This window comes from Bradyrhizobium sp. 17 (genome assembly GCF_023073515.1).
Classification (GTDB): Bacteria; Pseudomonadota; Alphaproteobacteria; order Rhizobiales; family Xanthobacteraceae; genus Bradyrhizobium; species Bradyrhizobium canariense_D.
The window spans coordinates 147,722-160,489 of record NZ_JADPJQ010000098.1; the positions used below are offsets into that span (position 1 = coordinate 147,722).

General features: G+C 64.1%; 10 protein-coding genes. All 10 read left to right on the forward strand.

The window, feature by feature from the left end; translation table 11 throughout:
- The first annotated feature begins 154 nt into the window (after positions 1 to 154).
- The 10 genes from zapE to IVB13_RS18545 all read left to right on the forward strand — a co-directional run bounded on the left by zapE (position 155) and on the right by IVB13_RS18545 (position 12,668).
- Complete coding sequence (gene zapE / locus IVB13_RS18500) at positions 155 to 1,339, forward strand: cell division protein ZapE (RefSeq protein WP_085348694.1); 1,185 nt, start codon at positions 155 to 157, stop codon at positions 1,337 to 1,339.
- Positions 1,340 to 1,522: 183 nt separating this feature from the next.
- Entirely contained in the window at positions 1,523 to 2,491 is a 969-nt protein-coding gene (gene mdh, locus IVB13_RS18505; protein ID WP_007598869.1) for a malate dehydrogenase, read from the forward strand.
- A 220-nt stretch (positions 2,492 to 2,711) separates the two neighbouring features.
- Entirely contained in the window at positions 2,712 to 3,908 is a 1,197-nt protein-coding gene (gene sucC, locus IVB13_RS18510; protein ID WP_018459829.1) for an ADP-forming succinate--CoA ligase subunit beta, read from the forward strand.
- Between the two features lie 4 nt (positions 3,909 to 3,912).
- Entirely contained in the window at positions 3,913 to 4,392 is a 480-nt protein-coding gene (locus tag IVB13_RS18515; RefSeq protein WP_007604324.1) for a DUF1579 family protein, read from the forward strand.
- 34 nt (positions 4,393 to 4,426) lie between these two features.
- Positions 4,427 to 5,311 carry a succinate--CoA ligase subunit alpha gene (gene sucD, locus IVB13_RS18520; RefSeq protein WP_018459831.1) on the forward strand — a complete coding sequence of 295 codons (885 nt, stop codon included), beginning with the start codon at positions 4,427 to 4,429 and terminating at the stop codon, positions 5,309 to 5,311.
- A 137-nt stretch (positions 5,312 to 5,448) separates the two neighbouring features.
- The gene (locus IVB13_RS18525) at positions 5,449 to 8,418 is read left to right on the forward strand and encodes a 2-oxoglutarate dehydrogenase E1 component (RefSeq protein ID WP_018459832.1); all 2,970 of its coding nucleotides are present in this window, start codon (positions 5,449 to 5,451) and stop codon (positions 8,416 to 8,418) included.
- 179 nt (positions 8,419 to 8,597) lie between these two features.
- The gene (gene odhB, locus IVB13_RS18530; RefSeq protein WP_026233886.1) at positions 8,598 to 9,833 is read left to right on the forward strand and encodes a 2-oxoglutarate dehydrogenase complex dihydrolipoyllysine-residue succinyltransferase; all 1,236 of its coding nucleotides are present in this window, start codon (positions 8,598 to 8,600) and stop codon (positions 9,831 to 9,833) included.
- Positions 9,834 to 9,897: 64 nt separating this feature from the next.
- Positions 9,898 to 10,647: an SDR family oxidoreductase gene (locus tag IVB13_RS18535; RefSeq protein WP_026233887.1), complete on the forward strand. Its 750-nt coding sequence runs from the start codon at positions 9,898 to 9,900 to the stop codon at positions 10,645 to 10,647.
- A gap of 56 nt (positions 10,648 to 10,703) precedes the next feature.
- Complete coding sequence (gene lpdA, locus IVB13_RS18540) at positions 10,704 to 12,104, forward strand: dihydrolipoyl dehydrogenase (protein WP_018459835.1); 1,401 nt, start codon at positions 10,704 to 10,706, stop codon at positions 12,102 to 12,104.
- A 33-nt stretch (positions 12,105 to 12,137) separates the two neighbouring features.
- Positions 12,138 to 12,668 (forward strand): hypothetical protein, encoded by a 531-nt coding sequence (locus IVB13_RS18545; RefSeq protein WP_018459836.1) that lies wholly within the window; start codon positions 12,138 to 12,140, stop codon positions 12,666 to 12,668.
- The last annotated feature ends 100 nt before the right edge of the window (positions 12,669 to 12,768 follow it).

The following is a 12,768-nucleotide window of genomic DNA, read 5'->3' on the forward strand; positions in this document are numbered from 1 at the left end:
TACGCGGCGATAGACGAACGGTCCTGTACGAAACAGTCGGTCCCGGCTCTGCGCAGCGTCACTGCGTGCCGCAGCGCGTCCGGGACACGGAATGCATGGCGCCCCGCCCCAATTCACGGCTTGCAATTTCCGCTCATCTCTGGCGGTAAAGAGCATGCTCTCGACCCCCAGTTCCTCATTCCGCGAGGCCTATCAGGCCCAGATCGCGTCCGGCGCGATCGAGCCCGACGCTGCGCAGGCTGAAATCGCCGACGCCTATGCCGCGCTCGACCAGCGGCTCGCCGATTACAAGCCGCCGCGCAAGCAGGGCCTGCTCAGCCGCCTGTTCAGCAGCGACAAGGACGAGGCGCCGCACGGGCTCTACGTCCATGGCGAGGTCGGCCGCGGCAAGACCATGCTGATGGATCTGTTCTTCCAGCACTCGACAGTCGAGCACAAGAGGCGCGCCCATTTCCACGAATTCATGGCCGAGGTGCACGAGCGCATCTACGATTATCGCCAGGGCATCGCGCGCGGCGAGATTGGCGACGGCGACGTCATCGCGCTGACCGCGCATGCGATTTTCGAGGAGAGCTGGCTGCTCTGTTTCGACGAATTCCACGTCACCGACATCGCGGACGCGATGATCTTGGGCCGCCTGTTCGCAAAGCTGCTGGAGCTCGGCACCGTGGTGGTCGCGACCTCCAACGTCGCGCCTGACGACCTCTACAAGGGCGGCCTGAACCGTTCGCTGTTTCTGCCCTTCATCAGGCAGATCACCGACCACATGGACGTGCTGCGGCTCGACGCGCGCACCGACTTCCGGCTGGAAAAACTTCAGGGCGTACCGATGTGGCTGACGCCGGCAGACACCGAGGCGGACGCCGCGCTCGACCGCGCCTGGTCGAAGATGTCAGGCGGCGCCAAATGCAAGTCGCGCGATATTTCGATCAAGGGCCGCATCCTGCACGTGCCGTGCTCGGCCCACGGCGTGGCGCGCTTCACGTTCGCCGATCTCTGCGACAAGCCGCTCGGGGCATCCGACTATCTCAGGCTGGCGCACGACTATCACACCATCCTGGTCGACCATATTCCAGTGATGGATTTCTCCCAGCGCAACGCCGCCAAGCGTTTCATTACGTTGATCGACACGCTGTATGACAATGCCGTGAAGCTGATGGCCTCCGCCGATGCCAACCCGATCTCGCTCTATCTTGCCAATGAGGGCAACGAGGCCAACGAGTTCAAGCGCACCGCGTCGCGCCTGATCGAAATGAGCTCGGAATCCTATCTGGCGCTGCCTCACGGCCGCAAGGATTCCACCGCCAGCGGCTCGACCAAGGGCTTGGTCGAGACTTAAGTCCTATTTGCCAGCGCTGTCATTCCGGACTCGGCGCTTCCCCAAGCCCCGGAATGACAAGGTTGCGCTTGAATACGCGGCAAGCCCGACAATTGGGCAACCCGTGACTTGAACGGGGGAGGCGAAAGGGATAACCACCCGTCTCAGTTTTCCCCTCCTTACGTGTCTAAAGGACAGGCTCACATGGCGCGCGACAAGATTGCTTTGATTGGCTCCGGTCAGATCGGCGGAACGCTGGCTCATCTCATCGGCCTGAAAGAGCTGGGCGACGTGGTGATGTTCGACATCGCCGAGGGCGTGCCGCAGGGCAAGGCGCTCGACATCGCGCAGTCCTCGCCGGTCGACGGCTTTGACGCGCACTACACCGGCGCGAACTCCTACGAGGCGCTCGACAACGCAAAGGTCTGCATCGTCACCGCCGGCGTGCCGCGCAAGCCCGGCATGAGCCGCGACGACCTCCTCTCCATCAACCTCAAGGTCATGGAACAGGTCGGCGCCGGCATCAAGAAGTACGCTCCCGACGCCTTCGTCATCTGCATCACCAACCCGCTCGACGCGATGGTCTGGGCCCTGCAGAAGGCCAGCGGCCTGCCGCACAAGAAGGTCGTCGGCATGGCCGGCGTGCTGGATTCGTCGCGCTTCCGCTACTTCCTGGCCGACGAGTTCAACGTTTCGGTCGAAGACGTCACCGCCTTCGTGCTGGGCGGCCATGGCGACACCATGGTGCCGCTGGTAAAATACTCCACCGTCGCCGGCATCCCGTTGCCCGATCTCGTCAAGATGGGCTGGACCTCGCAGGCGCGCCTCGACGAGATCGTCGACCGCACCCGCAACGGCGGCGCCGAGATCGTCAATCTGCTCAAGACCGGCTCGGCCTTCTATGCTCCGGCGGCTTCCGCGATCGCGATGGCCGAGAGCTATCTGCGTGACAAGAAGCGCGTGCTGGCCTCGGCCGCCTACCTGAACGGCGAATACGGCGTGAAGGACATGTATGTCGGCGTGCCCGTCGTGATCGGCTCCAAGGGCGTCGAGCGCGTCGTCGAGATCGAGCTCGTCGGCAAGGACCGCGAAGCCTTCGACAAGTCGGTCGGCGCAGTGCAGGGTCTGGTTGACGCCTGCAAGAAGATCGCGCCCGATCTTCTGGGCCGCTAAACCCAACATTCCCCGCCGAAGATCGAAAAACCGGTCTTCGGCGGTTTCACTTCCGGGCCCCCGCTGCAACTCTTGTAGAGGACGGGGCGGGCTCCGGATCGGCAGTCCAGAGATCGATGTCAGAGAATCCGGGTTGCAGTTCCTGTGGTATATGGTATGCCAGCCACAAGACTGAGGTGGGCCTACGAGGTCACCGCCCGCGGGTTCAGGGAGCGACTAAATGAATATCCATGAATATCAGGCCAAAGCGCTGCTGAACGAGTTCGGTGTCGCGATCTCGAAGGGCGTTCCGGTCCTGAAGGCAACCGATGCGGACGCGGCGGCAAAGGCACTCCCGGGCCCGGTCTGGGTCGTGAAGAGCCAGATCCACGCCGGCGGCCGCGGCAAGGGCAAGTTCAAGGAAGCGTCGGCCGGCGACAAGGGCGGCGTCCGCATCGCCAAGTCGGCCGCGGAAGTTTCCGAATTCGCCAAGCAGATGCTCGGCGCAACGCTCGTCACCATCCAGACCGGACCCGCCGGCAAGCAGGTCAACCGCCTCTACATCGAGGACGGCTCAGACATCGACAAGGAATTCTACCTCTCGATCCTGGTCGACCGCGAGACCTCCCGCGTCTCCTTCGTGGTGTCGACTGAGGGCGGCGTCAACATCGAGGACGTCGCGCACAACACGCCTGAGAAGATCGTGACCTTCTCGATCGATCCCGCGACCGGCATCATGGGCCATCACGGCCGCACCGTCGCGAACGCGCTGAAACTCTCCGGCGATCTCGCCAAGCAGGCCGAGAAGCTCACCGCGCAGCTCTACGCGGCCTTCGTCGCGAAGGACATGTCGATGCTGGAGATCAACCCGCTCGTCGTGACCAAGCAGGGCCAGCTCCGCGTGCTCGACGCCAAGGTGTCGTTCGACGACAACGCCCTGTTTCGTCACCCCGAGGTGCTCGCGCTGCGCGACGAGACCGAGGAAGACGCCAAGGAAATCGAGGCGTCCAAATACGACCTCAACTACGTCACCCTCGACGGCAATATCGGCTGCATGGTCAACGGCGCCGGTCTCGCGATGGCGACGATGGACATCATCAAGCTCTACGGCATGGCGCCGGCGAACTTCCTCGACGTCGGCGGCAGCGCCAGCAAGGAAAAGGTCGCGGCCGCCTTCAAGATCATCACCGCGGATCCCAACGTGAAGGGCATCCTGGTCAACATCTTCGGTGGCATCATGAAGTGCGACGTGATCGCCGAGGGCGTCACGGCCGCCGTGCGTGAAGTCGGCCTCAGCGTGCCGCTGGTGGTTCGCCTCGAAGGCACCAATGTCGAGCTGGGCAAAAAGATCATTCGTGAATCCGGCCTGAACGTGGTGCCGGCCGACAATCTCGACGACGCCGCGCAGAAGATCGTGAAGGCCGTCAAGGGAGGCTGAGGCCATGACTCAGGACCATCTCGCTGCATCATCCCCGCTGCCGGAGCACGCGCGTCTTGCCGCGTTCGCCGGTGAATGGAATGGCGAAGAGGTGGTCTTTCCGTCGCGCTGGACGGAGGGTGGAACGGCGACTTCTCGCGTCGTGGCCCACATGGATCTCAATGGCTTCTATCTGATCCAGGACTCGGTCCAGACCCGCGACGGCAAGCAGAGCTTCGCCACCCACGGCATCTTCACCTTCGACCGCGAAGACCGGACCTACAAATTGTTCTGGTACGACTCGCTCGGCTACACGCCGCCTTCGCCCGCCTCCGGCGGGTGGGTCGGCAAGACCCTGACGCTGGTGCGCGGCTCGCTCCGCGGCAATGCGCGCCACGTCTATGAAATCATCGACGACGATTCCTATTCGTTGAAGATCCAGTTCTCGCCGGACGCAGAAGGCTGGGCCGACGTGCTCACCGGCGTCTACCGCCGCATCCACTGACCTCTCACTCGTTAGTTTCGCGAAAGCAGACCTCATGTCCATCCTGATCGACAAGAACACCAAGGTCATCTGCCAGGGCTTTACCGGCAAGAACGGCACCTTCCATTCGGAGGCCGCGATTGCCTATGGCACCAAGATGGTCGGCGGCACCTCGCCCGGCAAAGGCGGCGCGACGCATCTGGGGCTGCCGGTGTTCGACACCGTGCGCGAGGCGCGTGAGAAGACCGGTGCCGATGCATCGGTGATCTATGTGCCGCCGCCGGGCGCGGCCGATGCGATCTGCGAAGCCATCGACGCCGAGATCCCGCTGATCGTCTGCATCACGGAAGGTATCCCGGTCATCGACATGGTCAGGGTGAAGCGTTCGCTGGCCGGCTCCAAGTCGCGCCTGATCGGGCCGAACTGCCCGGGCGTCATGACCGCCGGCGAGTGCAAGATCGGCATCATGCCAGCCAACATCTTCAAGACCGGCAGCGTCGGCATCGTCTCCCGCTCCGGCACGCTGACCTACGAAGCCGTGTTCCAGACCACCCAGGAAGGCCTCGGCCAGACCACCGCGGTCGGCATCGGCGGCGACCCGGTCAAGGGAACCGAGTTTATCGACGTGCTGGAAATGCTGCTCGGCGACCCCAAGACCGAGTCGATCATCATGATCGGCGAGATCGGCGGTTCCGCCGAGGAGGACGCCGCCCAGTTCCTCAAGGACGAGGCCAAGCGCGGCCGCAAGAAGCCGATGGTCGGTTTCATCGCCGGTGTCACGGCCCCTCCCGGCCGTCGCATGGGCCACGCCGGTGCGATCATTTCGGGCGGCAAGGGCGACGCCGGTTCCAAGACCGACGCGATGAAATCGGCTGGAATTACAGTGTCGCCATCTCCCGCGCGCCTCGGCCACACGCTTGCCGAAAAATTGAAATCTTGATTCACACCTTCGTAATTTTCCGGGCGAAGTTTCGCAGCAAATAGGGTAAATGGTGCCTGTCGCGCTGGTCCTCTGCCGGGGAGCCCAGCGCCAGCGCCGTTTGTTATGCGCGAACCGAAATCGCCAGGAACTCAAGTATGTCTCGCCAAGACGCGAACGCAGCCTTTGCCCTCTCCTCCTTTTTGCAGGGCACCAACGCCACCTACATCGACGAAATCTACGCCCGCTACGAGAAGGACCCGTCCTCGGTGGATGCCGAGTGGCAGGACTTCTTCAAGAGCCTCAACGACCAGCCGGGTGACATCAGCAAGAACGCCCAAGGCCCGTCCTGGGAGCGCGCCAACTGGCCGCTGACCCCGCAGGATGATCTGACCTCCGCGCTCGACGGCAATTGGGCGGAAGTCGAGAAGACGGTCGGAGCCAAGATCGCTGCCAAGGCGCAGGCCAAGGGTGGCGATAAGAGCGGCGGCCTCTCCTCCGCCGACCTTCTCCAGGCCACCCGCGACTCGGTCCGGGCCCTGATGCTGATCCGGTCCTACCGCATGCGCGGTCACTTCCACGCCAAGCTCGATCCGCTCGGCATCGAAGCCCAGCGCAATCGCGAAGAGCTCGACCCGCGGACCTACGGCTTCAGCGAAGCCGATTTCGACCGCAAGATCTTCCTCGACCATGTGCTCGGTCTCGAATACGCCAGCTTGCGCGAAATCACCGCGATCTGCGAGCGCACCTACTGCCAGACGCTCGGCGTCGAGTTCATGCACATCACCAACGCGGCGCAGAAGGCGTGGATCCAGGAGCGGATCGAGGGGCCGGACAAGGAAATCTCGTTCACCCGCGAAGGTCGCCGTGCCATCCTGATGAAGTTGGTCGAAGCCGAAGGTTTCGAGAAATTCTGCGACACCAAGTTCACCGGCACCAAGCGCTTCGGCCTGGACGGTGCTGAATCGCTGATCCCCGCGCTCGAGCAGATCATCAAGCGCGGCGGCAATCTCGGCGTGAAGGAGGTCGTGCTGGGCATGCCGCACCGCGGCCGCCTCAACGTCCTGACCCAGGTGATGGGCAAGCCGCATCGCGCGCTGTTCCACGAGTTCAAGGGCGGTTCGGCCAATCCTGATGCGGTCGAAGGCTCGGGCGACGTCAAATATCACCTCGGCGCGTCTTCGGATCGCGAGTTCGACGGCAACCGCATCCATCTGTCGCTGACCGCCAACCCCTCGCATCTGGAGATCGTCGATCCCGTGGTGCTCGGAAAAGTCCGCGCCAAGCAGGATCAGCACGGCGATCCGCCGGATATGCGCATCTCGGTGATGCCGCTGCTGATGCACGGTGACGCCGCGTTCGCCGGCCAGGGCGTGGTCGCGGAATGTTTCGGCCTGTCGGACCTGAAGGGCTACCGCACCGGCGGCTCCGTGCACTTCATCGTCAACAACCAGATCGGCTTCACCACCTATCCGCGTTATTCCCGTTCGTCGCCTTACCCGTCCGACGTGGCGAAGATGATCGACGCGCCGATCTTCCACGTCAACGGCGACGATCCGGAAGCCGTCGTGTTCGCGGCCAAGGTTGCGACCGAGTTCCGGCAGAAATTCCACAAGCCCGTCGTCATCGACATGTTCTGCTACCGCAGGCATGGCCATAACGAGGGCGACGAGCCGGCTTTCACCCAGCCGGTGATGTACAAGAAGATCGCGGCCCATCCGTCGACGCTCGAACTCTACGCCCGCCGCCTCATCAGCGAAGGCGTGTTGACCGAGGGCGAGGTCGAGAAGGCCAAGGCCGACTGGCGCGCGCGGCTCGATGCCGAACTCGAAGCCGGCTCCGGCTACAAGCCCAACAAGGCCGATTGGCTCGACGGCAAATGGGCCGGCTTCAAGATCGCCGATCAGGAAGAAGATGCGCGGCGTGGCGTCACCGGCGTCGACATCGCCGCCCTGAAGGACATCGGTCGCAAGATCACCAAGGTGCCGGACGGTTTCCGCGTCCACCGCACGATCCAGCGCTTCCTAGAAAACCGCGCCAAGGCGATCGACGGCGGCACGGGCATCGACTGGGCGACCGGCGAAGCGCTGGCGTTCTGCACGCTGCTCAACGAGAACCACCATGTCCGCCTGTCCGGACAGGATTCGGAGCGCGGCACTTTCTCGCAGCGCCACTCGGTCCTGATCGACCAGGAAGACGAGAGCCGCTACACGCCGTTCAACCATCTCGGTCACGAGCAGGGCCATTACGAGGTCATCAACTCGCTGCTGTCGGAAGAAGCCGTGCTCGGCTTCGAATACGGCTATTCGCTCGCCGAGCCGAACACGCTCACCCTGTGGGAAGCGCAGTTCGGCGACTTCGCCAACGGCGCGCAGGTCGTGTTCGACCAGTTCATCTCCTCGGGTGAGCGCAAATGGCTGCGCATGTCCGGCCTCGTCTGCCTCCTGCCGCACGGCTATGAAGGCCAGGGACCGGAGCACTCCTCGGCGCGTCTGGAGCGCTATCTGCAGATGTGCGCGGAAGACAACATGCAGGTGGTCTATCCGACCACGCCGGCGAACTACTTCCACGTGCTGCGCCGGCAGCTTCATCGCGAGATCCGCAAGCCGCTGATCGTGATGACGCCGAAGTCCCTGCTGCGTCACAAGCGGGCGGTGTCGCGTCTCGAGGAGCTCGCGAAGGGAACGACCTTCCACCGCATCCTCTATGACGACGCCCAGATGCTGCCGAGCGAAGCGATCAAGCTCGTTCCCGACGAGAAGATCCGCCGCATCGTGCTCTGCTCGGGCAAGGTCTATTACGACCTCTACGAGGAGCGCGAGAAGCGCGGCATGGACGACATCTATCTGATGCGCGTCGAGCAGCTCTATCCGGTGCCGCTCAAGGCGCTGGTGGCCGAACTGTCGCGCTTCAAGAAGGCCGAAGTGGTGTGGTGCCAGGAAGAGCCGCGCAACATGGGTGCCTGGCACTTCATCGAGCCCTATCTGGAGTGGGTGCTGAACCAGGTGAACGGTGCGAGCCGGCGTCCGCGTTATGTCGGCCGCGCCGCCTCCGCTGCGACCGCCACGGGTCTGATGTCGAAGCATCAGGCGCAGCTGAAGGCGTTCCTGGACGAAGCATTGAGCTGAGAAGTTTTTACACCTCGTCATGCCCCGCCTTGTGCGCAATTGCGCACCGGGGCGGGGGATCCAGTATTCCGCGCCGCCCGTCTCTATCACGACTGTCACGGCGTACTGGATCGCCCGCATCCGCGGGCGCTGACATCTGCACCTATGTCCGCATTGGCGATCTCCTTAAGGAAAAGACCATGACTGAAATTCGTGTGCCGACCCTCGGCGAATCCGTCACCGAGGCCACCATCGGCCGCTGGTTCAAGAAGGCCGGCGATCCCGTCGCCGTCGACGAGCCCTTGGTGGAGCTCGAGACCGACAAGGTCACCATCGAAGTCCCGGCGCCCTCAGCCGGCACGCTGAGCGAGATCATCGCCGCCGATGGTGCCACCGTCGCCGTCGGCGCGCTGCTCGGCCAGATTACCGAAGGCGCCGCCGGCGCTGCCAAGCCGGCAGCTGCGCCCGCGAAGCCCGCGGCTGCCGCTCCTGCGGCCGCTGCTGCTCCCGCCGCGGCGAAGGCGCCACCGGCCGATGCGCCGCTCGCTCCCTCCGTGCGAAAGCTCTCGGCCGAGACCGGCGTCGATGCCTCGACCGTTCCCGGCTCCGGCAAGGACGGGCGCGTCACCAAGGGCGACATGCTCGCCGCGATCGAGCGTGCGGCCTCGGCGCCGACCCCCGTCAACCAGCCGGCCGCAGCGGTTCAGGTCCGCGCACCGTCGCCGGCCGATGACGCCGCCCGCGAAGAGCGCGTCAAGATGACCCGGCTGCGCCAGACCATCGCGCGCCGCCTCAAGGACGTGCAGAACACCGCCGCGATGCTCACGACCTTCAACGAGGTCGACATGACCAACGTCATGGCGCTGCGTGCCCACTACAAGGATGCGTTCGAGAAGAAGCATGGCTCGAAGCTCGGCTTCATGGGCTTCTTCACCAAGGCCGTCGTCCAGGGGCTGAAGGACATCCCGGCCGTCAACGCCGAGATCGACGGCACCGATCTGATCTACAAGAACTACTATCACATCGGCGTCGCCGTCGGCACCGACAAGGGCCTCGTCGTGCCCGTGGTGCGCGACTGCGACAACAAGTCGATCGCCGACATCGAGAAGGGCATCGCCGATTTCGGCCGCCGCGCCCGCGACGGCCAGCTCAAGATCGACGAGATGCAGGGCGGCACCTTCACCATCACCAATGGCGGCATCTACGGCTCGCTGATGTCGACCCCGATCCTGAACGCGCCGCAGTCCGGCATCCTCGGCATGCACAAGATCCAGGAGCGGCCGATGGTCGTCGGCGGCAAGATCGAGGTCCGCCCGATGATGTATCTGGCGCTGTCCTACGATCACCGCGTCATCGACGGCAAGGAAGCCGTGACCTTCCTTGTCCGCGTCAAGGAGAGCCTGGAAGATCCGGCGCGCCTGGTGCTCGATCTCTGATCGCTGATGCTCTGCGAGCGCCGTCGCCTTTCGCGACGGCGCGTGTCGAACTATGGAGGCGCGCGTGACGGATAAAGTCGTTGTCATCACCGGCGGCAGCCGCGGCATCGGCCGTGCGACCGCAATTGCCGCCGCGGCACGCGGCTTCCGGATCGTTGTCGGCTATGCCAGCAACAAGACGGCCGCCGATGAGGTGGTCGCCGAGATCGCGGCCAGCAACGGCAAGGCCATCGCGGTGAAATGCGACGTCGCCGAGGAAAGCGACATCCTGGCGCTGTTCAAGGCCGCGGACGCGTTCGGCACGCTCGGCGCGCTCGTCAACAATGGCGGTATTGTCGGGACCAGCGGCGTGCGCGTCGACGAGATGTCGGCCGAGCGCATCCAGCGTGTGATGGCGGTCAACGTCACCGGCTCCATCCTCTGCGCGCGCGAAGCCGTGAAGCGGATGTCGACCAGGCATGGCGGCCAGGGCGGCGTCATCGTCAATCTGTCGTCGGTTGCGGCCAAGCTCGGCGCGCCGAACACCTATGTCGACTATGCCGCGTCCAAGGGCGCGATCGATTCCTTCACCATCGGCCTCGGCTATGAGGTTGCCGGCGAGGGCATTCGCGTCGCGGGCATCCGCCCCGGCCTGATCGACACCGAAATCCACGCTGCCGGCGGTGAGCCCGACCGCGCCCATCGCTTGGCCCATATGGTGCCGATGAAGCGCGTCGGTACGGCCGATGAAGTCGCCAATGCCATCGTCTGGCTGATGTCGGACGATGCCTCCTACGTTACCTCAGCCATTCTCGATGTGTCCGGCGGACGCTGACGCGCCGCGCGGACGCTGACACATCCTTCAACGCTAAACTTACGGGACTTTCTCTCATGGCTACCTACGATCTCGTCGTCATCGGCACCGGACCGGGCGGTTATGTCTGCGCGGTGCGTGCAGCGCAGCTCGGCATGAAAGTCGCCGTGGTGGAAAAGAACGCGACGCTCGGCGGCACCTGCCTCAATGTCGGCTGCATGCCGTCGAAGGCGCTGCTGCATGCCTCCGAAATGTTCGAGGAGGCCGGGCATTCCTTCGCCAAGATGGGCGTCAGCGTCTCCGCGCCGAAGCTCGATTTGCCTGCGATGATGAACTTCAAGCAGCAGGGCATCGACGGCAACGTCAAGGGCGTCGAGTTCCTGATGAAGAAGAACAAGATCGACGTGCTCAAGGGCGCCGGCAAGATTCTCGGCACCGGCAAGGTCGAGATCTCCGCCGACGGCAAGTCGCAGGTCGTCGAAACCAAGAGCATCGTGATCGCCACCGGCTCGGACATCGCGCGGCTCAAGGGCATCGAGATCGACGAGACCCGCATCGTGTCGTCGACCGGTGCGCTGTCGCTGGACAAGGTCCCCGGCAAGTTGCTGATCGTCGGCGCCGGCGTGATCGGCCTCGAGCTCGGCTCGGTCTGGCACCGTCTCGGCGCCGAAGTGGTCGTCGTCGAATTCCTCGACCGCATCCTGCCCGGCATGGACGGCGAGATCGCCAAGCAATTCCAGCGCATCCTGGAGAAGCAGGGCTTTGCCTTCAAGCTCAGTGCCAAGGTCACGGGCGTGGACACCTCCGGCAAGACGCTGAAGGCGACGATCGAGCCCGCCGCGGGGGGCGCTGCCGAGACGCTGGAGGCCGACGTCGTTCTCGTCTGTATCGGCCGTGTGCCGTACACGGAGGGGCTCGGCCTGAAGGAAGCCGGTGTTGCACTCGACAATCGCGGCCGCGTGCAGATCGACCCGCATTTCGCCACCAGCGTGAAGGGCGTCTATGCCATCGGCGACGTCGTCGCGGGCCCGATGCTCGCGCACAAGGCCGAGGATGAAGGCGTCGCGGTTGCCGAGATCATCGCCGGGCAGGCCGGCCACGTGAACTACGATGTTATCCCAGGCGTCGTGTATACCACGCCGGAAGTATCCTCCGTCGGCAAGACCGAGGAGGAGCTGAAGCAGGCGGGCGTGGCTTATACGGTCGGAAAGTTTCCCTTTACCGCCAACGGGCGCTCCAAGGTCAACCAGACCACCGACGGCTTTGTGAAGATTCTCGCAGATGCGAAGACCGATCGCGTCCTCGGCGTGCACATTATCGGCCGCGAAGCCGGCGAAATGATCCATGAGGCAGCCGTTCTCATGGAGTTTGGCGGCAGCGCGGAGGATCTCGCGCGCACGTGCCACGCGCACCCGACGCGCTCCGAGGCCATCAAGGAAGCCGCGCTTGCAGTCGGCAAGCGGGCCATCCATATGTAGGTCGCGCCCAGCGCCGAATCGGGCGGGAAACACATGCTACGCCGCCTGCTTCAACCGGTCTGGGTCCTGCTTGCGATCATCTTCCTGATCGAAGCCTGGCTGTGGGACCATCTCGAACCGATCGTCGCGCGGGTTGTCGCAATCGTCCCGCTTGCGCGGTTCAAGCAATGGCTGTCGGACCGCGTCGATGCGCTGTCGCCAGCGATGACGCTGATCGTGTTCGCTGTACCGATCGTCCCGCTGTTTCCGCTCAAGCTGGTTGGCCTGTGGCTGCTCACGCACGAATACTGGACCAGCGCGGTCTTCACCATCGTGTTCGCAAAGCTGCTCGGGGTCGGCGTCACCGCCTTCGTGTTCGACGTGACGCGCGACAAGCTGATGGAGATGGCGTGGTTCGAGCGGCTCTATGATCTGGTGCTGAAGCTGCGTGCCAAGGCCGCCGAGCTGGTCGATCCGGTCAAGCGACGCATCAAGGAGCTGATCGCCGGCAACGGCGAAGGCTGGTCCTCCCGCACGCTCCGCCTGATCCAGCGCTTTCGCAAGAGCGTGCACGAAGCGCGGTGAAGCCTCACCGCAGACTCGCTGTCATCGCCCGGCTTGACCGGGCGATCCAGTATTCCAGAGACGGCAATGGCTACGGAGAAGCCGCGGCGTACTGGATGGG

What these genes read in the sequence shown, in the direction of transcription:
- IVB13_RS18515 (WP_007604324.1), top strand. Translation starts at nt 3,913, where the DNA reads ATGACTCAGGACCATCTCGCTGCATCATCCCCGCTGCCGGAGCACGCG.
- sucC (WP_018459829.1), top strand. Translation starts at nt 2,712, where the DNA reads ATGAATATCCATGAATATCAGGCCAAAGCGCTGCTGAACGAGTTCGGT.
- odhB (WP_026233886.1), top strand. Translation starts at nt 8,598, where the DNA reads ATGACTGAAATTCGTGTGCCGACCCTCGGCGAATCCGTCACCGAGGCC.
- sucD (WP_018459831.1), top strand. Translation starts at nt 4,427, where the DNA reads ATGTCCATCCTGATCGACAAGAACACCAAGGTCATCTGCCAGGGCTTT.
- zapE (WP_085348694.1), top strand. Translation starts at nt 155, where the DNA reads ATGCTCTCGACCCCCAGTTCCTCATTCCGCGAGGCCTATCAGGCCCAG.
- mdh (WP_007598869.1), top strand. Translation starts at nt 1,523, where the DNA reads ATGGCGCGCGACAAGATTGCTTTGATTGGCTCCGGTCAGATCGGCGGA.
- IVB13_RS18545 (WP_018459836.1), top strand. Translation starts at nt 12,138, where the DNA reads ATGCTACGCCGCCTGCTTCAACCGGTCTGGGTCCTGCTTGCGATCATC.
- IVB13_RS18525 (WP_018459832.1), top strand. Translation starts at nt 5,449, where the DNA reads ATGTCTCGCCAAGACGCGAACGCAGCCTTTGCCCTCTCCTCCTTTTTG.
- lpdA (WP_018459835.1), top strand. Translation starts at nt 10,704, where the DNA reads ATGGCTACCTACGATCTCGTCGTCATCGGCACCGGACCGGGCGGTTAT.